Here is a 19,452-nt window from a genome sequence, read left to right as displayed (position 1 = left end):
GGCCTCATCGCCGGCAACGCCGGCTCCCACAAGGATCGCGGACACCGCCGAAACCTGTGGGAGCCGGCGTTGCCGGCGATGAGGCCCTTACCGGCGCCGCTTACCAAAGCACCAGGGTGTAATCGATATTCACCCTTAGCTCATTGTCATCCCTGAACGACGCCGTCGAAGCAAAGTCATTCCGATACCAGGCATGCCGCAACCGCAGCGCGACGTTCTTCAACGGCCCGCTCTGCACCACATACGACAGCTCGATATCCTTCTCGCTCTCACTACGATCCGAGCCACCCAGCGCCGCCGGCAACTCGATATGGCTGCCATCCAGGTAGCGCAGCATGCCCTTCAGCCCCGGTACCCCGACCGTGGCGAAGTCATAGTCGTAGCGCACCTGCCAGGTCCGCTGCTTGGGGTTGAGAAACTCGCTGCTCAACGCGCCCTCGCTGACCACCATCGGCTCGGACCCGGCGATATAGGGCATCGAGGTATCACCATTCAACTGCATCCAGCCCAGCCCCAGGCTATGCCCGGCCTGGCTGTAGGTGCTCATGATGCCGAAGGTGCGGTTGTCCACTTCACCGGCCTTGCCGAGGCCATCCTCGCGGCTGATGTGGTAGCGCACATCGGTCTTCAGGCGTCCGCCACCCAGGGCACGGTTGTCGACGAAGCCGAGGTAGTCCTGCTTGTAAATGTCTTCCAGCTCGGCGTGGTAATACTTGAGGGTCAGTGGCTCGGACCATTGGTAATCACCGCCGATATAGGTGAAGGCATCCGACTGCGCCGCACCATTGAAGCGCCGGTTGGGCGCGGCGATGCTGATCTTCTGGTCGTTGCTGGAGTCGCGCTGGTTCATGCGGTCCAGGCGCCCGGCGGTGAAGGTCAGGCCGGCGAGGTCCTGGGACTTGAGGTTGAAGCCGCGGAAGGTCTGCGGCAGCAGGCGGGTCGGGCTGGCGAAGAGGATCGGCAGGATCGGCATCAGCGTGCCGCCCTGCAGTTCGGTCTTCGACACCTTGACCTTGCCGGTCAGGCCCAGCTCGGAATAGTCGTCACGTGGCTCGCGGTCGGTGCTGTCGAACGGCAGCAGGCCGGTGCCGGTGCGGTCTGGGCTGGAATCGAGCTTGAGGCCGAGCAGGCCCTGGGCATCGAGGCCGAAGCCGATCGGGCCTTCGGTGTAGCCGGAGTTGAAGCGCAGGATAAAGCCCTGGGCCCATTCCCGGGTCGCCGATTGCGCCGAGGTACCCTTGTAGTCGCGGTCGAAGTAGTAGTTGCGCGCGGTGATGCTGGCCTTGCTGTCCTCGAAGAAACCTTGTGCGTGCAGCACCGGGCTGAGGGCGCTGAGGGTGGCGAGAACGAGGGTGCGGTTGACTGATTTCATGCCTGTGCCTTTGTTGTTCTTGTTATCGGTGATGGAAGTCATTCAGGGGCATGCAGCAGGACCCATTGCTGGTCCTGCACGCTGACCAGGGCGCGGGCGCGCTGGTCGTGGCCGAAGTGGTCGGTGGGGCTCAGGCTGTAGACGCCATGGGTGCCGGCCACTTCCCTGGTCTTCTCCAGCTGGTCGCGCAAGCCCTGGCGGAACCCGGCACTGCCCGGCTGGCCGCTTTTCAGGGCTTCAGGCACCGCCACTTCGACCAGGCGCATGGCGTCGAAGAGGTAGGCGCCGAACGGCGACAGGCTGTTGGCACCGTACTTGGCCTCGTAGCGCTGGGCGTAGTCGCTGGCGATGGCCTTGGACGGATGGCTGTCGGGCAGCTTGTCCCACACCACCACCGGCCCCACCGGCAGGATCGCGCCGTTGAGGGCCTTGTCACCGATACGCAGGAAGGCCGAGTTGGCCGCGCCGTGGGTGTGGTAGATCGTGCCCTTGTAGCCGAGGCGGCGCAGTTCGGTATGGGGCAGGGCGGCCGGGGTGCCGGTGGCGCCGATCAGCACTGCGTCGGGCTTGGCGCTCATGACCTTGAGGGCCTGGCCACTGACCGAGGAATCGGTGCGGTTGAAGCGCTCGTCACGCACCAGCGTGATCCCGGCGGCCGGCGCCAGCTCGCTCAGTACCTTGTGCCAGTCCTCGCCCCAGACGTCGTTGTAGCCGATATAGCCGAGGGTCTTCACGCCGTTTTCCTGCATATGTTCGATCAGCGCTTCGGCCATCAGTGCGTTGGTCTGGGCGATGGTGAAGATCCATGCCTGCTCGCCGTTGGCCGGGGCATAGGGGGCCAGGGCGATCTGCGCGGTGTGGCTTTCCTTGGCGATCTGCGCCACCGCCGCCGAGGTCGGCACGGTGCTGGAGCCGATCAGCAGGTCGACCTGGTTCTCGCTGACCAGCTTGCGCGCGTTCTTGGCGGCGGCGGTGCTGTCGCTGGCGTCGTCGAGGACCACGTATTTCACCGCTTGCCCGGCGATCTCTTGCGGCAGCAGATCGACGGTGTTGCGCTCGGGAATGCCCAGCGAGGCACCCGGTCCGGTAGTGGAAAGGATCACGCCGACGGTGACATCGGCCTGGGCGGCGGACGCCATGGCGGCGACCAGCAGCAAGGGGAGGAAGGGTTTCATGAACAGCTCCTTGGATGTTGTTGTTATGGGGCGAGCGAATTCGATAAAGCGGGCGCTAGGTGCCGGTAGCGCGGGGTGCCTCCGTGCCGGTGGGTTTGCGTCCGAGGTAGCTCTCGACCACCCGCGGGTTCTGCGCCAGGTCGGCGGCAGGGCCGTGGAGGACGATGTCGCCGGTTTCGAGGACGTAGCCGTAGTCGGAAATCTTCAATGCAGCGCGGGCGTTCTGTTCCACCAGCAAGATGGAAACGCCGCGCTCGCGCAGGGTCTTGAAGATCTCGAAGATCTCGCCGATCACCCGTGGTGCCAGGCCCAGGCTCGGTTCGTCGAGCATCAGCAGGCGTGGTTTGGCCATCAGCGCGCGGCCGATGGCGAGCATCTGCCGCTCGCCGCCGGACAGGGTGCAGGCTGCCTGCTCGCGGCGCTCCTGCATGCGCGGGAACAGGGCGTAGACCTCGTCGAGGGTCTGCTGATGGTCACGGTGGCCCTGGCGATGGCGGCTGAAGGCGCCAAGGCGCAGGTTGTCCTCGACGCTCATCAGGCCGAACAGCTCGCGGCTTTCCGGGACCAGGGCCATGCCCTTGTCGATGCGCTGGGCCACGCCATGGTGGGCCAGTAGCGGCTGGTTGGCGTAGTCGATCTCGCCGCGTGACGGCAGCAGGCCGATCAGCGCCGCCATCAGGGTGGTCTTGCCGGCGCCGTTGGGGCCGATCAGGCTGACGATCCGGCCCTCGTCCAGGTGCAGGTCGAGGTTGCGCACCGCCTCCACCTTGCCGTGGTTGATCGACAGGTTGCGTACATCCAGCAGGCGGCTCATTCCACACCTCCGAGGTAGGCGGCCAGGACCGCCGGGTTTTCCTGGATCTCCAGCGGCGTGCCGCTGGCCAGGGGCTGGCCGAACTCCATCACCACGATCCGGTCGGACAGGCCCATGACGAACTCCATGTCGTGCTCCACCAGCAGCACGCCGAGGCCTTCGCTGCGCAGTTGTTCGAGCAGGCGGGCCAGGGCCTGTTTCTCGCCGTAGCGCAGGCCGGCGGCGGGCTCGTCGAGGAGCAGCAGGATCGGGTCGCTGCACAGGGCGCGGGCGATCTCGACGATGCGTTGCTGCCCCAGGGCCAGGCTGCCGGCCGGGGTATGCAGGTGCTCGCCGAGGCCGACCCGCTCGATCTGCCGCGCAGCTTCGGCGAGCAGGCTGGCTTCCTCGGCCCGCTCCAGGTGCAGCATCGAACGCAGCAGCCCGGCCTTGCCGCGCCGGTGCGCGCCGAGGGCGACGTTCTCCAGTACGCTCATGTCCGGCAGCAGGCGCACATGCTGGAAGGTGCGGCTGATCCCGAGGCTGGCGATGGTGCGCGGGGCGAGGCCGTCGATGCGCTGGCCGAGGAAGGTGATCTGCCCGGCATTCGGTGCGAGCACGCCGGAGAGCAGGTTGAAGAAGGTCGACTTGCCGGCGCCGTTGGGGCCGATCAGCGCGGTAATCTCGCCGCTGTTGAGCGCCAGGCCCATGTCCTTGTTGGCCACTAGCCCGCCGAAGCGCTTGACCAGTCCTTCTGCTTGCAGCAATGGCTGGCCGTGCCCGGGCATGCTGCGCCGGGGCAAGGCGGCGGCGTCGCCGGCGAGGGTGTTGTGCCGGCGGGCTTTCGGCAGCGCCGCCTGGATCAACGGCAGCAGGCCGCCGCGGGCGTATTGCAGGACCAGGATGATCAGCACGCCGAAGAAGATCATCTCGAAGTTGCCGGCCTGGCCGAACAGGTGTGGCAGCACGTCCTGCAGCACCTGCTTGAGCAGGGTCAGGAGGAAGGCGCCGAGCAGCGCGCCCCACAGGCTGGCGACGCCGCCGAGGACGATCATGAACAGGTACTCGATGCCCATCACCACCGAGAACGGCGTCGGGTTCACCACCCGTTGCAGGTGGGCGTAGAGCCAGCCGGACAGGGCGGCCAACAGCGCGGCGACAAGGAACACCTGCAGGCGGCTGCGCCCGGTGTTGATGCCCATGGCCTCGGCCATCCCGGCGGCGTCCTTGAGGGTGCGGATGGCCCGGCCCTGGCGGCTGTCCAGCAGGTTGCCGAGCAGCCACAGGGTGACCGCCAGGATGACCCCGAGCAGCGGGCTGAACTGCGCCGCGCCGCTGATCGTCCAGCCGAACAGCTCGATCGCCGGCAGGTCCTGGATCCCGCCGAAGCCACCGAGCCCCGGCAGGTTGCCGAACAGGTAGAACAGCGCCAGGCCCCAGGCCAGGGTGCCGATCGGCAGGTAGTGCCCGGCCAGGCGCAGGGTCAGCAGGCCGAGGCAGGTGGCGACCAGCAGGGTGATCGCCAGGCCCGCCAGCAGGCCGAGCCAGGGCGACAGGCCGTACTCGGTGGTCAGCACTGCCGTGGCATAGGCGCCGATACCGACGAAGGCCGCCTGGCCGAAGGAGGTCATGCCACCGATGCCGGTGAGCAGCACCAGCCCCAGGGCCACCAGGCTATAGAGGCCGATGTAGTTGAGCAGGGTGACCTGGAATGGAGGAAGCACCATCGGCGCCACGGCCATGGCCGCCAGCAGCAGGAACAGGGGAAGCAGGCGACGGCTCATCAGTGTTGCTCCTCGACATGCGGGTGTTTCAGCGACAGCCAGAGCAGCACCGGGATCACCAGGGTGAAGACGATGACTTCCTTGAAGGCCGAGGCGCCGAAGTTGGCGAAGCTTTCCAGCACGCCGACGAAGAACGCGCTGGCAGCGGCGATCGGGTAGCTGGCCAGGCCGCCGAAGATCGCCGCGACGAAGCCCTTGAGGCTGATCAGGAAGCCGGAGTCGTAGTAGAGGGTGGTCAGCGGGCCGATCAGCACACCGGACACCGCGCCGATAAAGGCGGCGAGGCCGAAGGCGCTTTGCCCGGCGAGCTGGGTCGGGATGCCCACCAGTTGCGCGCCATTGCGGTTCAGGGCGGTGGCGCGCAGGGCCTTGCCGTACAGGCTATGGCCGAAGAAGGCGTAGAGCAGGCCGATCAGGCCCAGGGCGCAGGCGATCACCAGCAGGCTCTGCAGGCTGACCGGCAGGTCGCCCAGCATGAAGGTGGTATCGGCCAGGGAGCGCGTGCGCACCCCTTCGGCGCCGAACAGCCACAGGCTGACGCCGACCAGGGCGATATGCACCGCCACCGAGATGATCAGCAGCGACAGCACCGAGGTCTGTGCCACGCGCTGGTAGACCAGGCGGTAGAGCAGCGGCCCGAGTGGGGTGACCAGGGCCAGGGTGATGACGATCTGCAGCAGGCCGGGCAGGGCGGCCAGGTCGAGATTGCCGAGGGCCAGCCAGAGTACGGCGGGCAGCCCCAGGTAACGCAGGGCCAGGCCGGGCAGGCGGCGGTAATGGCCGTGGCGCAGGGCGATGCCGGCGTCGAGCGCGCAGGCCAGCAGCGACAGGCCGATCAGCAGCCACAGGGTGCCGGGCAGCAGGCCCAGTTGCAGGGTCGCCAGGGTCAGGGCGCTGTAGGTCACGAAATCGCCCTGGAACACCAGGATGGTGCGGGTGACCGAGAACACCAGGACCAGGGCCAACGCCACCAGCGCATAAATCGCACCCGTGGTGAGGCCGTCCTGGCCGAGAAACGCCAGTATCGAGAAGTCCATAGGCAACCCTCAGCGAGTGATGGGGTAAGGAAAACCGGGCCGTGTGCAGGTGCACCCGGACAGGGAAGGGGGAGGCGAGGTGGCGGCGGGGCGGCCGGTGCACGCGTGCGACATCATGGTGAGATACCCAGCTGTATTTTTATTGTCGTGTGATCCAGCCATTGCGGGGCTTTGGCCAAGTCACTCTGGATACACATGTGAATGTGTATGTATAGACTAGCCGGTCATGATGGAGGGTTGTCAAGAGGGGAGAGGGGAATGATGGTGTTTTGAAATTAGGGGATACAGTTATGTATCTTTCGAGGCATGTACAGGATCAAGGTAGGAGCGTGGCTTGCCCGCGAAGGACTGCGAAGCAGTCCCAAAATGGTGTGGCCAGTGAGAGTTTGGGACCGCTGCGCGGTCCTTCGCGGGCAAGCCACGCTCCTACAGGGGGCTGAGTGTTTGGTCAGGCCGGCACGGCCGCCTGCTGCGGCAACAACAACCCCGCCATCCGCTGGCTGCGCTCCAGCCGTTGCTGCTGGGTGTCATCCCCATGCAGCAGCGACAGGCTGATCTGGTACGCATAGATCAGGTACGCCCGGTCCTGCGCCTCATCCGCCGGCGCCCCGGCCTGGATCAGCAAACCTTCGATGTAGTTCAGGCGGTGACTGTCCACCTCGTCGATCGCCTGGCGCGCCTGTTTGTCGCGGCGCGCCCAGGCGCGGATGCCCAGTTCGATTGCCGCCGCGTCCTTGGCCGTCTGCCCGTGGGACGGCAGCTCCAGCAGGCGCTGCAACTGCTGCAACGGTGAGACATGGGCGTTGCGCAGGTTGAGGATCACATCCTCCGTGGCCCGCGCCCGCCAGTTGCCGAGGATGCCTTCGAGCAGCTCGCCGCGGCTCTTGAAGTGGTAGTAGAAGCTGCCGCGGGTGATCTTCAGTTCCTTGGCCAGGGTATCGACCCGGACCGCATCGACGCCGCTGCTGACCAGCACGTGCTGCGCGGCGTGAATCCAGTCTTCGCGGGTGAGATTGGTGCGTGATGACATCGTGTAAGGGCCTTGTTGATCGAGCTGGACAGGCGCAGGGGCGGCAAGCCCGAAGCGCGAAGGAGGGCATTCTAGCGCCCGGCGCAAGGCCGGTGCTATCGCCGCCGGCGCCCGTGTGGCGCGGCCTGCGGCCCTGGCAGTGTGCCGAATTCCCTCGGTTCTTGAAATACACATGTGTAGGTAGAGCCCCATTATTTTGCACGGTTCCAGGTTTTTTTCGTTGACGCACGTCAAAAGCGTCCCTAGCATCTAGATACACATCTGTATGTTAAGAATAAAAACGGAGACCTCGATGAGCGCACATGCCAAGACGCTGCTGGCTGCAGGGCACAACACCCACTACTACGAGGCGGGCCAGGGCGACGCCCTGTTCCTGCTGCATGGTTCCGGACCAGGGGTTTCCGGCTGGAGCAACTGGGGCAAAAGCATGCCTGTATTCGCCGACCGCTATCGGGTGATCGTTCCGGATATCGCCGGCTTCGGCTTCACCGAGTTCCAGGAGGATGCCAAGTACGACATCAAGCTCTGGGTCAATCACCTGGTCGGCATCATGGATGCCCTGGACATCCAGAAGGCCTCGTTCATCGGCAACTCCTTCGGCGGCGCCGTGGCCATCGGCCTGGCGGTGTTCGCCCCGGAGCGGGTGAACAAGCTGGTGCTGCTGGGCACCCCCGCCGGTGAATTCGTGCAGACCGCCGGGCTGCGTGGCGCCTGGGAATACGAGCCGTCGCTGGACAACATGCGCCGCCTGATGGAGCTGTTCCCCTACGACAAGGCGCTGATCAGCGACGAGATGGTCCAGGCCCGCTACGAGGCCAGTGCACGTCCCGGCGCCCAGGACGCCCTGCGCAAACTGATCCCGCAACCGGCCGCCGAAGGCGAAACCATCGTGCGCGGTTTCCCCGCGGCCGCCCTGGCCAAGATCAGCGCGCCGACCCTGGTGGTGCATGGTCGCGAAGACCGCGTGGTGCCGCCGCAATGCGGCCTGCTGATCGCCAACAGCATTCCCGATGCCGACCTGCACCTGTTCGGCCATTGCGGCCACTGGGTGCAGAGCGAGCAACCCCGGCGCTTCGCGGCGCTGGTCCGCGACTTCCTGGGCGAGTAAGCGCCATGAGCCGAAATGTGATGGAGCGGGTGCTCTGGCAACTCTGTGTCGAGCGGGCGGCGAAAGATCGCTTTCGCCAGGACGCCGAAGGCTTTCTCGGACGCTTCGACCTGGCAGAAGAAGAGCGGGCGATGATCCTCGCCTTCGACGTCGCCGGGCTGCAGGCGGCCGGGGTCAACCCGATGCTGACCATGGGCTTCTGGCAGGAGCTCTCGGTCGAGCGCGACATGGCGGTCTACAAGCAGCGTCTGGGCTGCACCGATGAACAGGGCGCCGGCTTTTCCGCCGCGCTCAAGGGGTGACGAAATGGGCAAGATAGTTGGCGGCTTCTGGATGCCGCATGACCCGGTGATGTTCGTGGCGCCCAAGGCGCCGTCCGAAGCCCAGCGCGATGCGGTGTGGGGCGCCTATGCCGAATGCGCCCGGCGCCTGGCCGAGCTGGAGCCGACCGCGGTGATCATCGTCGGTTGCGACCACTACATCCTCTTCGGCACCCACTGCCTGCCGCGCTATGTGATCGGCACCGGCGACGTGGATGGCCCGATCGACCGCCTGCCGGGCCTGCAACGGCGGGTGGTGAAGAACCATGAGGCCCTGGCCGAGCACATCGTCGCCCATGGCGATGCCAATGGCGTGGACTGGAGCGTGGCGCGCAGCTTTACCGTCGACCACTCCTTCTCCATTCCCCACCAGTTGGTGGTGCAGCCGGCCGAACAGCTGATGGGCAAGACCCTGCCGAGCATTCCGGTGTACCTGGCCTGCGGCGTCGATCCCTATATCTCGCTGCAACGCTCGGCCGACCTGGGCCGGCAGATCCGCGCGGCGGTGGCGTCCTTCGACGCCGACGAGCGCGTGGTGATCATCGGCAGCGGAGGCATCAGCCACTGGGTCGGCACCGCCGAGATGGGCAAGGTCGCCGAGGACTTCGACCGCGAGATCCTCGAACTCGGGGCCAGGGGCGATCTCGCCGGGCTCTGCGCCTACAGCGATGAAGACATCCTCCGTCGGGCCGGCAACGGTGCCATGGAAATCCGCAATTTCGCCTGCGCCATGGCCGCGCTGGAGCAGCCGGTGGGTGACGTCATCGCCTACGAGGCGGTGCCGGCCTGGGTCACCGGCCTGGGCTTCGTGCAACTGAAGGAGGCGCGCCCATGAGCCGCGTACTGCTGTGCCAGCGCGACGAGCTGGCCCCGGGTGAACTGAAGAAGGTCGAGCGCGCCGAGGGTGATGCCATCTGCGTCTACAACCTGGGCGGCACCTTCTACGCCACCACCGACATGTGCACCCACGCCACCGCCTCCCTGGCCGAGGGCGACCTGGAAGACGACCTGATCACCTGCCCGGTGCACTGGGGCCAGTTTCATATCCCCACGGGCCAGGCGGTGACCTTCCCCTGCGAGCGGCACCTGCGCACCTACAAGATCATCGTCACCGACCGCGAAGTGTTCGCCGATGTGGCGCTGGAAGCCGACGAAGCCCTGGCCGCGGCGCAAAGCCCGGTCTGATAACCGCATGCCTGTGAGTTGAACCATGGATAACAATAAGCACATTCCGCTCAGGACCATAGAATCGACCCCCGCCCTCGGCAACCTCGACCGTATTTGCGATATGCAAGAGGGTCGGCTGTCGGGCAAGGTGTTCTGGGACCAGGCCATTTACGAGCAGGAGCTGGAGAAGATTTTCGCCCGCTGCTGGCTGTTCGTTGCCCACGAATCGCAACTGCCGAAATTCGGCGACTACCTGACCACCTCCATGGGCGAGGACGAAGTGCTGGTGGTGCGGCAGAAGGATGCCTCGCTCAAGGTCTTCCTCAATTCCTGCCCGCATCGTGGCAACAAGGTCTGCTTTGCCGAGGCCGGCAATGCCCGGGGCTTTATCTGCAACTACCACGGCTGGTCGTTCGGCGCCGACGGTGGCCGCTTGATGGGCATGCACGAGTCCAAGTGCTACGAAGAAAGCAACTTCGACAAATCGAAACATGGGCTGCGCGAGGCCCGGGTCGCCACCTATAAAGGCCTGGTCTTCGCCACCTTCGCCGCCGATGCACCGACCCTGGAGGAATACCTCGGGCCGATGACCTGGTACATGGACGTGATGCTCGACATGGACGAGGGCGGCAGCGAGTTCCTCGGTGGCTGCATCCGCTCCACCATCGAATGCAACTGGAAGATCGCCGCGGAGAACTTCGTCGGCGACATCCTCCACGGCGGCTGGACCCACGACTCGGCGGCCAAGGCCATGCTCGGCGGGCCGGTGGCCAATGTCGGCGAGCTGGAAGAGTCCTACTCGGTCAATTGGAACGGCCACGGCTACGAGTTCGCCACCGATGTGGTCGGCAATGCCGCGACCCTCGGCGAGCGCGATATCAACAAGTACCTGCACGTGCTGCGGCCCAAGGTGGCCGAGCGCCTGGGCGAGTTCCGCTCCAAGCTCATCGGGGCGATCTCGTCGTTCACCGTGTTCCCCAATTTCTCCTTCCTGCCGGGGCAGAACACCGTGCGCATCTGGCAGCCGCGCGGGCCGCACAAGATCGAGCTGTTCACCTGGGTGATCGTCAACAAGAACGCGCCGCAGGACATCAAGGACAAATGGCGGCGCGGCGCGATGATGACCTTCTCGCCCACCGGCGTGTTCGAGATGGACGACGGCGAAAACTGGGAATACTGCACCAAGACCGCCAAGGGCGTGGTCACCCGCTACCAGGACCTGTATGTCGGCCTCGGCATGCACACCCGCCTGGAAGACAGCGACCTGCCCGGCAATGTGTTCAAAGGGCAGCTCAACGAATGCAACGCGCGGGCGTTCTACCAGCGCTGGAAGGACCTGCTGCAAGCGCCGACCTGGGCCGATGTCCCGGACCGCAACGGCACGCTGCGCTGAGGAGAACGAGATGAACCAACCACAACTGTCCTTCGAGGAAAGCCGCCGGGTCGAGCAGTTCCTGCTGCGCGAGGCGCGCTTGCTGGATGACGAATGCTGGGATGACTGGCTGCAGACCCTGAGCGAAGCGATCCACTACTGGATGCCGGGCATCGAGAACCGTCGGCGCGAGGACAAGTCCGGGCCCTACACCCTGGAGCACATGGCCTTTTTCGACGACGGGTTCCGCGAGTTGCAGCGCCGGGTGGCGCGCTTCAAGCAGCCTTCGGCCTGGGCCGAGAACCCGCCGACGCGCAATGTGCACCTGGTCAGCAATATCGAGGTGTATGCCGGGGAGGAGGCGGGGGAATACCGGGCCTTCTCCTGCTTTATCAACGTGCGCAGCCGCGGGCTGGACGAACAGTCGCAGATCACCGGGCGGCGCGAGGATGTGCTGAGGGTCGAGGCCGACGGGCTGAAGCTGCTGCGGCGCAAGATCCTGATCCCCAACGCGATGTTGCTGTGCAAGAACATCAATACCTTCCTATAGGCGCAACACCCCCCCTGTGGGAGCTGGCTTGCCAGCGATGAGGCCAGCAGGACCAACATCTTTGCCCGGCCTGGCCCTATCGCTGGCAAGCCAGCTCCCACAGGGGGCGCGTAGATTTCGAGGACTGAAACATGGGTTGGCTAAACCACCAGGTAGCCCTGGTCACCGGCGGTACCGGCGGGATCGGCAGCGCCATCGTGCGCCGCTATGTCGCCGAAGGTGCCAGGGTCGCAGTCATGGGCCGCGACGCCGCGCAACTGGCAGCACTTTCCAGCGAACTGGGCGACGCCATCATCACCGTCCAGGGCGATGTCTCCCGCTGGCAGGACAACCAGCGCGCCGTGGCGGCGACCTTGGAAGCCTTCGGCAAGCTCGACACCTTCGTCGGCAACGCCGCAGTCTTCGACTATTTCACCCGCCTGGACCGCATCGCCCCGCAAGACTTCGAAAGCGCCTTCAACAAGCTGTTTTCGATCAACGTCCAGGGCTACCTGCTCGGTGCCCAGGCCGCCACGCCAGCGCTTCTTGAAACACGCGGCAACATGATTTTCACCCTGTCCAACAGTGCGTTCTATGCCGGGGGTGGTGGCATTCTCTACGTTACGGCGAAACATGCCCTGGTCGGCATGATCCGCCAGTTGGCCTATGAGCTGGCGCCGAATATCCGCGTCAACGGTGTCGCCCCCGGTGCCACCAACACGCCGATGAAAAGCCTGGAAGGCCTGAACAGCCGCAGCGTGCCGCTGAACCAGATTCCCGGCTTCGGAACCGGCGCCGCCGAGGCCGTGCCGCTGCAACGGATCGCCGAACCCGAGGAACACACCGGCCATTACGTGCTGCTGGCCTCGCGGGAAAACGCCGGCCTGACCACCGCCAACATCATCCACAGCGATGGTGGCTGGGAGATCCGCAGCGCCGGGGCGAAACACCGCAAGACCTGAATCGACAACGGCGTGCTCTACAAGACAAACAAGAGAGATGCGTGATGAGCAACAGAAGCCTTAATGCACCGCAACAACAACTGCTGGAGATGTTCTCCGGCCTGAATATGCCGGTGCTGGCCGCGCCGATGTTCCTGGTCTCCGGCCCGCAACTGGTCTCCGCCTGCTGTCAGGCCGGGATCGTCGGCAGCCTGCCGGCGCCCAATGCCCGTACCGTCGAGCAACTGGACGCCTGGCTCGGCGAGATCGTCGCCGAACGCGAAGCGGCGATCCAGCGGGGTGAAAACCGTGCGCCGTGGATGCTGAACATGATCGTGCACAGCACCTACGACCGCTTCGATGCCGAGCTGGAACTGGTCAAGCGCTACCAGCCACCCATCGTTTCCACTGCGCTGGGCAGTCCCAAGCGGGTCCTGGAAGCCGTGCATGCCTACGGCGGCGTGGTCATCGCCGATGTGATCAGCCCGGCCCTGGCGCGCAAGGCCATGGAGGCCGGGGTCGATGGCCTGGTGCTGGTGTGCAACGGCGCCGGTGGGCATACCGGGACCTATAACCCTTTCGCTTTCATCGGCGAGGTTCGCCAGTTCTGGGACGGCCCGCTGGGCCTGGCCGGGGCGATCTCCACGGGGCGCGATATCCATGCCGCGCAGGTGCTCGGCTGTGATTTCTCGCTGGTCGGCACGCGCCTGGTGGCCGCCGAGGAAAGCCTGGTGGAGGACGCCTACCGCGACATGCTGGTGCAGTGCGGCCTCGACGATATCGTCACGACCAAGGCGGTCAGCGGCGTGCTCGCCAACTGGATGCGTCCGTCACTGGAAAGCGCCGGGATCGATCCGGCTGCGCAGAGCCGGGCCAGCATCGACTTCTCCGGGAATATCGCCAGCGCCAACAAGGCCTGGAAACACGTGTGGTCGGCGGGGCAGGGCGTGGGGCAGATCAGCCGCCGCTACAACGTCGCCGAACTGGTGGACGAACTGCACCAGAGCTACCGCGCAAGCCGTGCCCGGACCCTTTGAATCGAGGAGAACCCGATGAGCCATCCCGCCCTGCACCCCGCCGCCGAAGCCCTGGCCCGTGCCCGCGAATCCCGCGTGCCCTGCGCCCGGATTTCCGAGCGTTTCGACATCAACAGCCTGGCCGACGCCTATGCCATCCAGGAACTCAACACCCAGGCCGCCCTGGCCGCCGGCCGCCGCCTGAGCGGGCGCAAGATCGGCCTGACTTCCCTGGCCGTGCAGCAGCAACTGGGGGTCGACCAGCCGGACTTCGGCATGCTCTTCGCCGACATGGAAATCCGTGACGGCGAGGCCATCGACAGCACGCGGCTGATCCAGCCCAAGGCCGAGGGCGAGATTGCCTTTGTCCTCGGTCGCGACCTGCCCCATGCCGACACCACCCTGGCCGAGCTGCTGCGCGCTGTCGATCATGTGCTGCCGGCCCTGGAGATCGTCGATTCGGCGATCGAGGACTGGAAGATCACCCTGGTCGATACCGTCGCCGACAACGCCTCGTCCGGCCTCTATGTGCTGGGCAAGACCCCGGTCAGCCTGGCCGGGCTGGACCTGGCCCTGGAAGGCATGCTGCTGGAGAAGAACGGTGCGCAGGCGGCCATCGGCGTCGGCGCTGCCTGCATGGGCAACCCGCTGGATGCCTGCCTCTGGCTGGCACGGACCATGGCCGAAGCCGGGCGTCCCCTGCAGGCCGGCGATGTGCTGCTGTCCGGGGCATTGGGGCCGATGGTCCAGGTTCAGGCCGGCGACAGCCTGCGTCTGCGCCTGACCCGCCTGGGCGAGGTGAGCTGCCGCTTCGTCTGAACAAGCCACGCCGGCCCACGCGCCGGTGAACGTCACAACAATAAAACCAGTGGGCGCCGGAACCTGATCCGCCGACCCACGAGGGCGTGCCATGTACGATTTCTTCAACGACCCGACGCGGTTGGCGCCGGCCCGTGTGCGCTGTGAACCCGGCGCGGACGGCAGTTTCATCCTTGCCTCGACTGAACCCCTGCAACCCTATGCCCGCTGCATCGGCCAATGGCTGGAGCATTGGGCTGCCGTCAAACCGGATCATCCTTACCTGGCCGAGCGCCGTAACGGCGGCTGGTTCACCCTGACCTACAAGGACGTGCGCCAGCGCGTCGGCGCCCTGGCCCAGGGCCTGCTGGAGCTGGACAGCGCACCCGGTCGCCCGGTGCTGATGCTCTCGGAAAACGATATCGACCAGGCCCTGCTGACCCTCGCGGCGATGCACGTGGGCATTCCGGTGTCCACGGTCTCGGTGGCCTATGCGCGCAATACCGGCAGCGGCTGCAGCAAGCTCAAGGCGATCATCGAGGTGCTGGACCCGGCGCTGATCTTCGTCAACGACGGCGATGCCTACTGCCGGGCCATCGAACTGGTCGCGCCGCAATGCCCGGTGGTCGCTGCGCGAAATGCCCAGGAGATCCCCGACGGCCTGGCCCTGCCGCTGTTGTACAAGCCCGAAAGCCCGGCAGTGATGGAGGCCTTCTTCCGCCTCGATGGCGACACCCCGGCGCGCTATCTGCTGACCTCCGGCTCCACCGGTGCGCCCAAGGCCGTGATCAACACCCACGGCATGCTCTGCGCCAACCAGCAGGCCATCGCCCAGTGCTGGCGCTTTATCGATGACATCGAAGTGGTGGTGCTGGACTGGCTGCCGTGGAGCCATGTGTTCGGCGCCAACCACAACTTCAACCTGGTGCTGCGCAACGGCGGCACCCTGTATATCGACGATGGCCGGCCGCTGCCGGGGCAGATCGACCGCACCGTGGAGAACATCAAGTCGGTACGGCCGACCCTGTTCTTCAACGTGCCCCGTGGCTACGAGGCATTGCTGCCGTACCTGGAGCGCGACGAGGAGCTGGCCCGCGCCCTGTTCGGGCGTCTGGACCTGCTGTTCTACGCCGCCGCGGCCCTGCCGCAAAGCTCGTGGCAACGGCTCTCGGCCCGCGCCGCCGAAGTACGCGAAGCGCCGCTGTTCTTCGCCACCGAGTGGGGCTCCACCGAGACCTCCCCGGTGGTCACCAGCGTGCATTTCCAGTTGGACCGGGCCGGCAATATCGGCCTGCCGGTCCCGGGCACGCAGATCCGTTTCGTGCCCAGTGGCGACAAGCTGGAAATGCGCGTGAAAGGGCCGTCGGTGTTCCCGCGCTATCTGAATGACCCGAAAAGCACCGAAGCGGCCTTCGACGAACTGGGCTTCTACCGCATTGGCGATGCCGGGCGGCTGGTCGACCCTGAGCGGCCAGAGCTGGGGATTCTTTTCGATGGCCGGGTTACCGAGGACTTCAAGCTCAGCAGCGGCACCTGGGTCTCGGTGGGCACCCTGCGTCCGCGCCTGGTCAGCGCCCTGGCGCCCTATGCCAGCGACTGCGTGATCTGCGGGCATGACCGCGATGCGATTGGCGCTCTGGTCTATCCGACCCCGGCCCTGCGCGAATTGCTGGGCAAGGCGGGGCAGGGCATGAGCGGCGAACAGCTGGCCCTGCAGCCCGAAGTGCGCCTGGCCCTGAGCGCCGGTTTGCAGGCCCTGGCCCGGGATTTTCCGGCCTCGTCCCAGCACGCCGTGCGCCTGATCATCCTCGACACCTCGCCGAGCCTCAACGACGGGGAAATCACCGACAAGGGCTACATCAACCAACGCACCGCCCTGACCCTGCGCGCCGACGCCGTGCAGCGCCTGTACGCCGACACCCTCGGCCAGGACGTGATCCTGCTTGCCGAAGTCTATGGAGAAGCCGTATGAGTCACCGCAAATTGAAAGTCGCCATCATCGGCTCGGGCAATATCGGCACCGACCTGATGATCAAGATCCTGCGCCATGGCGAGCACCTGGAGATGGCGGCGATGGTCGGTATCGACCCGGCTTCCGACGGTCTGGCCCGTGCAGCGCGGATGGGCGTGGCGACCACCCACGAGGGTGTCGAGGGGCTGACCCGGATGTCGGCGTTCGCCGACATCGAGTTCGTCTTCGATGCCACCAGCGCCGGCGCCCATGTGCAGAACGACGCCTTCCTGCGCTCGATCAAGCCGGGGATCCGCCTGATCGACCTGACCCCGGCGGCCATTGGCCCGTACTGCGTGCCGGTGGTGAACCTGGAGCAGAATCTCGGGCAACTGAACGTGAACATGGTCACCTGTGGCGGTCAGGCGACCATCCCGATGGTGGCTGCCGTGTCCCGTGTAGCCAAGGTGCACTACGCCGAAATCGTCGCGTCGATTGCCAGCAAATCCGCCGGCCCGGGCACCCGCGCCAATATCGACGAGTTCACCGAAACCACCTCCCGCGCCATCGAGGTGATCGGCGGCGCGGCCAAGGGCAAGGCGATCATCGTGATGAACCCGGCGGAGCCACCGCTGATCATGCGTGACACCGTGTTCGTGCTGTCCGAGGCGGCCGATCAGGCGCAGGTCGAGGCCTCCATCGAGGAAATGGCCCAGGCCGTCCAGGCCTATGTGCCCGGTTATCGCCTCAAGCAGAAGATTCAGTTCGAGGAGGTCAGCGACCTGAAGATCCCCGGCCTGGGCGTGTTCTCCGGCCTGAAGACCTCGGTGTTCCTTGAAGTCGAAGGCGCCGCCCATTACCTCCCGGCCTATGCCGGCAACCTCGACATCATGACCTCCGCCGCCATGGCCACTGCCGAGCGCATGGCCCTGTCGATGCTCAACGGGAGCGCAGCATGAACAAGCTCTACATCTCCGACGTCACCCTGCGCGACGGCAGCCACGCCGTGCGCCACCAGTACACCCTGGACAATGCCCGGGATATCGCCCGGGCCCTGGACAAGGCGCGAGTGGACTCCATCGAGGTGGCCCATGGCGATGGCTTGCAGGGCTCCAGCTTCAACTATGGCTTTGGTCGCCATACCGACCTGGAGTACATCGAAGCGGTGGCCGACGTGGTCTCCCACGCGAAGATCGCCACCTTGCTGCTGCCCGGCATCGGCACGGTGCATGACCTGAAGGCCGCCTATGACGCCGGTGCCCGGGTGGTTCGCGTGGCGACCCACTGCACCGAGGCCGATGTCTCCAGGCAGCACATCGAATACGCCCGTGAGCTGGGCATGGATACCGTCGGCTTCCTGATGATGAGCCATATGATCCCGGCCGAGCAGCTGGCGGCCCAGGGCAAGCTGATGGAAAGCTACGGCGCGCAGTGCATCTATATGGCCGACTCCGGCGGCGCGATGAACATGCAGGACATCCGCGACCGCATGCGCGCCTTCAAGGCGGTGCTGGACCCGGCGACCCAGATCGGCATGCATGCGCACCACAACCTCAGCCTCGGTGTCGCCAACTCCATCGCCGCCGTGGAAGAAGGCTGCGACCGCATCGACGCCAGCCTCGCCGGCATGGGCGCGGGGGCGGGCAATGCGCCGCTGGAAGTCTTTATCGCCGCCGCCGAGCGTCTGGGCTGGAACCACGGCACCGACCTCTACACCCTGATGGACGCCGCCGACGATATCGTCCGGCCGTTGCAGGACCGGCCGGTGCGGGTCGATCGCGAATCGCTGGCGCTGGGCTATGCCGGGGTCTATTCGAGCTTCCTGCGCCACGCTGAAATCGCCGCTGCGCGCTATGGCCTGAAGACCGTGGACATCCTCGTCGAGCTGGGCAAGCGGCGCATGGTCGGCGGTCAGGAAGACATGATCGTCGATGTGGCGCTGGACCTGCGGGGGCGGTCATGAGCTTCCGCCTGCAGATCGAGCCGGTCGGCCTGAGCTGCCCGGCCTCTCCCGAGCAGACCGTGCTCGACGCCGCCCTGGCCGATGGCCTGATGCTCAAGCACAGCTGCCGCACCGGCACATGCGGGAGCTGCAAAGGACGTTTGCTCAGCGGTGAAGTGGACCATGGCGACAGCCCGCTGGAGGTGCTCAGCGAGGCCGACCGCGAGCAGGGGCTGGCGCTGTTCTGCTGTGCCCGGGCCAGGTCCGACCTGGTGATCGAGGCTCCGGAAGTAACCGAACTGCGCGGGATCAGCATCCAGCAGATGGGCGCCCGGGTCGGCTCCATCGACAAGGTCAGCCATGACGTCGCGGTGCTGCGTCTGATGCTGGCGCCGGGCAGCGCCTTCAACTACTTCCCCGGGCAGTACGTGCAGGTGCTGCTCAAGGATGGCAGCCGGCGCAGCTATTCCATGGCGACTGCGGCGCCCCGGGATCAACAGCTGGAACTGCATATCCGGCATATGCCCGGTGGGGTGTTCAGCGGGCATGTGTTCAACGCCTTGCAGCCCAAGGCGATCCTGCGCATGGAGGGGCCGTTCGGCTCGTTCTTCCTGCGCGAGGGCGAGGCGCCGATGGTGTTTCTCGCCAGCGGTACCGGGTTCGCGCCGATCCAGGCGTTGCTCGAGCAGTTGCGCGAACAGGGTAACCGGCGGCCGGTGTACCTGTACTGGGGCGGGCGGCGACGCGAGGATCTTTACCGGCATGAGCAGTTGCTGGCCTGGGAGGCGGAGCTGCCGTGGCTGAGGTATACGCCGGTGCTGTCGGAGCCGGCCGAGGCCTGCGACTGGCAGGGGGCGACGGGGTTCGTGCACCGTCAGGTGATGCAGGACTTCCACAGTCTCAAGGGTTTCGAGGTGTATGCCTGCGGCGCGCCGGTGGTGGTGGAATCGGCGCGGCGGGAGTATGTGGCGGAGCGGGGGCTGCTGGAGGGGGATTTTTATGCTGATGCCTTTGTGTAGCAGACAAGGTTGACACAAATCCCGTAGGAGCGTGGCTTGCCCGCGAAGGACCGCGCAGCGGTCCCAGATTTTCATTGTTGCTACCATTTTTGGGAGCG

Annotated in this window: 19 protein-coding genes; 13 read left to right on the top strand and 6 right to left on the bottom strand. The window is 65.9% G+C overall.

What is annotated here, in order from left to right; translation table 11 throughout:
* Nucleotides 1-100: 100 nt before the first annotated feature.
* From AC2CQI_RS09280 to AC2CQI_RS09255, 6 genes are all read right to left on the bottom strand, one after another.
* A complete protein-coding gene (locus tag AC2CQI_RS09280) occupies nt 101-1,372 on the bottom strand; it encodes an OprD family porin (RefSeq protein WP_484579960.1) in 1,272 nt (423 codons plus the stop codon).
* 38 nt (nt 1,373-1,410) lie between these two features.
* Nucleotides 1,411-2,547, bottom strand: coding sequence for an ABC transporter substrate-binding protein (locus AC2CQI_RS09275; RefSeq protein WP_484579959.1), 1,137 nt, complete (start codon nt 2,545-2,547; stop codon nt 1,411-1,413).
* 55 nt (nt 2,548-2,602) lie between these two features.
* The gene (locus AC2CQI_RS09270; RefSeq protein ID WP_075805255.1) at nt 2,603-3,361 is read right to left on the bottom strand and encodes an ABC transporter ATP-binding protein; all 759 of its coding nucleotides are present in this window, start codon (nt 3,359-3,361) and stop codon (nt 2,603-2,605) included.
* Complete coding sequence (locus AC2CQI_RS09265) at nt 3,358-5,124, bottom strand: branched-chain amino acid ABC transporter ATP-binding protein/permease (protein ID WP_484579958.1); 1,767 nt, start codon at nt 5,122-5,124, stop codon at nt 3,358-3,360. The genes AC2CQI_RS09270 and AC2CQI_RS09265 overlap by 4 nt, the downstream gene beginning before the upstream one ends.
* On the bottom strand, nt 5,124-6,161 hold the full coding sequence (locus AC2CQI_RS09260) for a branched-chain amino acid ABC transporter permease (protein WP_484579957.1): 1,038 nt from the start codon (nt 6,159-6,161) through the stop codon (nt 5,124-5,126). The genes AC2CQI_RS09265 and AC2CQI_RS09260 overlap by 1 nt, the downstream gene beginning before the upstream one ends.
* A gap of 448 nt (nt 6,162-6,609) precedes the next feature.
* Nucleotides 6,610-7,191: a TetR/AcrR family transcriptional regulator gene (locus tag AC2CQI_RS09255; RefSeq protein WP_075805258.1), complete on the bottom strand. Its 582-nt coding sequence runs from the start codon at nt 7,189-7,191 to the stop codon at nt 6,610-6,612.
* A 292-nt stretch (nt 7,192-7,483) separates the two neighbouring features.
* Here AC2CQI_RS09255 and AC2CQI_RS09250 point away from each other — a divergent pair, with 292 nt between their 5' ends.
* The 13 genes from AC2CQI_RS09250 to AC2CQI_RS09190 all read left to right on the top strand — a co-directional run bounded on the left by AC2CQI_RS09250 (nt 7,484) and on the right by AC2CQI_RS09190 (nt 19,354).
* A complete protein-coding gene (locus AC2CQI_RS09250; RefSeq protein WP_484579956.1) occupies nt 7,484-8,299 on the top strand; it encodes an alpha/beta fold hydrolase in 816 nt (271 codons plus the stop codon).
* A gap of 5 nt (nt 8,300-8,304) precedes the next feature.
* Nucleotides 8,305-8,601, top strand: a complete 297-nt coding sequence (locus AC2CQI_RS09245) for an extradiol ring-cleavage dioxygenase (protein ID WP_484579955.1) — start codon at nt 8,305-8,307, stop codon at nt 8,599-8,601.
* 4 nt (nt 8,602-8,605) lie between these two features.
* Nucleotides 8,606-9,454: a DODA-type extradiol aromatic ring-opening family dioxygenase gene (locus AC2CQI_RS09240; protein ID WP_484579954.1), complete on the top strand. Its 849-nt coding sequence runs from the start codon at nt 8,606-8,608 to the stop codon at nt 9,452-9,454.
* The gene (locus AC2CQI_RS09235) at nt 9,451-9,804 is read left to right on the top strand and encodes a non-heme iron oxygenase ferredoxin subunit (RefSeq protein ID WP_075805262.1); all 354 of its coding nucleotides are present in this window, start codon (nt 9,451-9,453) and stop codon (nt 9,802-9,804) included. The genes AC2CQI_RS09240 and AC2CQI_RS09235 overlap by 4 nt, the downstream gene beginning before the upstream one ends.
* A 103-nt stretch (nt 9,805-9,907) precedes the next feature.
* A complete protein-coding gene (locus AC2CQI_RS09230) occupies nt 9,908-11,179 on the top strand; it encodes an aromatic ring-hydroxylating oxygenase subunit alpha (RefSeq protein ID WP_484579953.1) in 1,272 nt (423 codons plus the stop codon).
* 10 nt (nt 11,180-11,189) lie between these two features.
* The gene (locus tag AC2CQI_RS09225; RefSeq protein WP_484579952.1) at nt 11,190-11,708 is read left to right on the top strand and encodes a 3-phenylpropionate/cinnamic acid dioxygenase subunit beta; all 519 of its coding nucleotides are present in this window, start codon (nt 11,190-11,192) and stop codon (nt 11,706-11,708) included.
* A 131-nt stretch (nt 11,709-11,839) separates the two neighbouring features.
* Nucleotides 11,840-12,649 (top strand): 3-(cis-5,6-dihydroxycyclohexa-1,3-dien-1-yl)propanoate dehydrogenase, encoded by an 810-nt coding sequence (gene hcaB, locus AC2CQI_RS09220; RefSeq protein ID WP_484579951.1) that lies wholly within the window; start codon nt 11,840-11,842, stop codon nt 12,647-12,649.
* A 44-nt stretch (nt 12,650-12,693) separates the two neighbouring features.
* Complete coding sequence (locus AC2CQI_RS09215; RefSeq protein ID WP_484579950.1) at nt 12,694-13,665, top strand: NAD(P)H-dependent flavin oxidoreductase; 972 nt, start codon at nt 12,694-12,696, stop codon at nt 13,663-13,665.
* 15 nt (nt 13,666-13,680) lie between these two features.
* Nucleotides 13,681-14,463, top strand: coding sequence for a 2-keto-4-pentenoate hydratase (locus AC2CQI_RS09210; protein ID WP_075805267.1), 783 nt, complete (start codon nt 13,681-13,683; stop codon nt 14,461-14,463).
* Between the two features lie 91 nt (nt 14,464-14,554).
* Nucleotides 14,555-16,414: a feruloyl-CoA synthase gene (locus tag AC2CQI_RS09205; RefSeq protein ID WP_484579949.1), complete on the top strand. Its 1,860-nt coding sequence runs from the start codon at nt 14,555-14,557 to the stop codon at nt 16,412-16,414.
* Complete coding sequence (locus tag AC2CQI_RS09200) at nt 16,411-17,352, top strand: acetaldehyde dehydrogenase (acetylating) (RefSeq protein WP_484579948.1); 942 nt, start codon at nt 16,411-16,413, stop codon at nt 17,350-17,352. Before AC2CQI_RS09205 ends, AC2CQI_RS09200 begins: the two co-directional genes overlap by 4 nt.
* Nucleotides 17,349-18,356, top strand: a complete 1,008-nt coding sequence (gene dmpG / locus AC2CQI_RS09195; protein ID WP_484579947.1) for a 4-hydroxy-2-oxovalerate aldolase — start codon at nt 17,349-17,351, stop codon at nt 18,354-18,356. Before AC2CQI_RS09200 ends, dmpG begins: the two co-directional genes overlap by 4 nt.
* Nucleotides 18,353-19,354 carry a CDP-6-deoxy-delta-3,4-glucoseen reductase gene (locus tag AC2CQI_RS09190; RefSeq protein ID WP_484579946.1) on the top strand — a complete coding sequence of 334 codons (1,002 nt, stop codon included), beginning with the start codon at nt 18,353-18,355 and terminating at the stop codon, nt 19,352-19,354. Before dmpG ends, AC2CQI_RS09190 begins: the two co-directional genes overlap by 4 nt.
* The last annotated feature ends 98 nt before the right edge of the window (nt 19,355-19,452 follow it).

The organism is Pseudomonas sp. P2S-1 (assembly GCF_057197725.1).
This window is presented reverse-complemented; position numbering and strand designations above follow the sequence as displayed.

What these genes read in the sequence shown, in the direction of transcription:
- AC2CQI_RS09280 (WP_484579960.1), bottom strand. Translation starts at nt 1,372, where the DNA reads ATGAAATCAGTCAACCGCACCCTCGTTCTCGCCACCCTCAGCGCCCTC.
- AC2CQI_RS09275 (WP_484579959.1), bottom strand. Translation starts at nt 2,547, where the DNA reads ATGAAACCCTTCCTCCCCTTGCTGCTGGTCGCCGCCATGGCGTCCGCC.
- AC2CQI_RS09270 (WP_075805255.1), bottom strand. Translation starts at nt 3,361, where the DNA reads ATGAGCCGCCTGCTGGATGTACGCAACCTGTCGATCAACCACGGCAAG.
- AC2CQI_RS09265 (WP_484579958.1), bottom strand. Translation starts at nt 5,124, where the DNA reads ATGAGCCGTCGCCTGCTTCCCCTGTTCCTGCTGCTGGCGGCCATGGCC.
- AC2CQI_RS09260 (WP_484579957.1), bottom strand. Translation starts at nt 6,161, where the DNA reads ATGGACTTCTCGATACTGGCGTTTCTCGGCCAGGACGGCCTCACCACG.
- AC2CQI_RS09255 (WP_075805258.1), bottom strand. Translation starts at nt 7,191, where the DNA reads ATGTCATCACGCACCAATCTCACCCGCGAAGACTGGATTCACGCCGCG.
- AC2CQI_RS09250 (WP_484579956.1), top strand. Translation starts at nt 7,484, where the DNA reads ATGAGCGCACATGCCAAGACGCTGCTGGCTGCAGGGCACAACACCCAC.
- AC2CQI_RS09245 (WP_484579955.1), top strand. Translation starts at nt 8,305, where the DNA reads ATGAGCCGAAATGTGATGGAGCGGGTGCTCTGGCAACTCTGTGTCGAG.
- AC2CQI_RS09240 (WP_484579954.1), top strand. Translation starts at nt 8,606, where the DNA reads ATGGGCAAGATAGTTGGCGGCTTCTGGATGCCGCATGACCCGGTGATG.
- AC2CQI_RS09235 (WP_075805262.1), top strand. Translation starts at nt 9,451, where the DNA reads ATGAGCCGCGTACTGCTGTGCCAGCGCGACGAGCTGGCCCCGGGTGAA.
- AC2CQI_RS09230 (WP_484579953.1), top strand. Translation starts at nt 9,908, where the DNA reads ATGCAAGAGGGTCGGCTGTCGGGCAAGGTGTTCTGGGACCAGGCCATT.
- AC2CQI_RS09225 (WP_484579952.1), top strand. Translation starts at nt 11,190, where the DNA reads ATGAACCAACCACAACTGTCCTTCGAGGAAAGCCGCCGGGTCGAGCAG.
- hcaB (WP_484579951.1), top strand. Translation starts at nt 11,840, where the DNA reads ATGGGTTGGCTAAACCACCAGGTAGCCCTGGTCACCGGCGGTACCGGC.
- AC2CQI_RS09215 (WP_484579950.1), top strand. Translation starts at nt 12,694, where the DNA reads ATGAGCAACAGAAGCCTTAATGCACCGCAACAACAACTGCTGGAGATG.
- AC2CQI_RS09210 (WP_075805267.1), top strand. Translation starts at nt 13,681, where the DNA reads ATGAGCCATCCCGCCCTGCACCCCGCCGCCGAAGCCCTGGCCCGTGCC.
- AC2CQI_RS09205 (WP_484579949.1), top strand. Translation starts at nt 14,555, where the DNA reads ATGTACGATTTCTTCAACGACCCGACGCGGTTGGCGCCGGCCCGTGTG.
- AC2CQI_RS09200 (WP_484579948.1), top strand. Translation starts at nt 16,411, where the DNA reads ATGAGTCACCGCAAATTGAAAGTCGCCATCATCGGCTCGGGCAATATC.
- dmpG (WP_484579947.1), top strand. Translation starts at nt 17,349, where the DNA reads ATGAACAAGCTCTACATCTCCGACGTCACCCTGCGCGACGGCAGCCAC.
- AC2CQI_RS09190 (WP_484579946.1), top strand. Translation starts at nt 18,353, where the DNA reads ATGAGCTTCCGCCTGCAGATCGAGCCGGTCGGCCTGAGCTGCCCGGCC.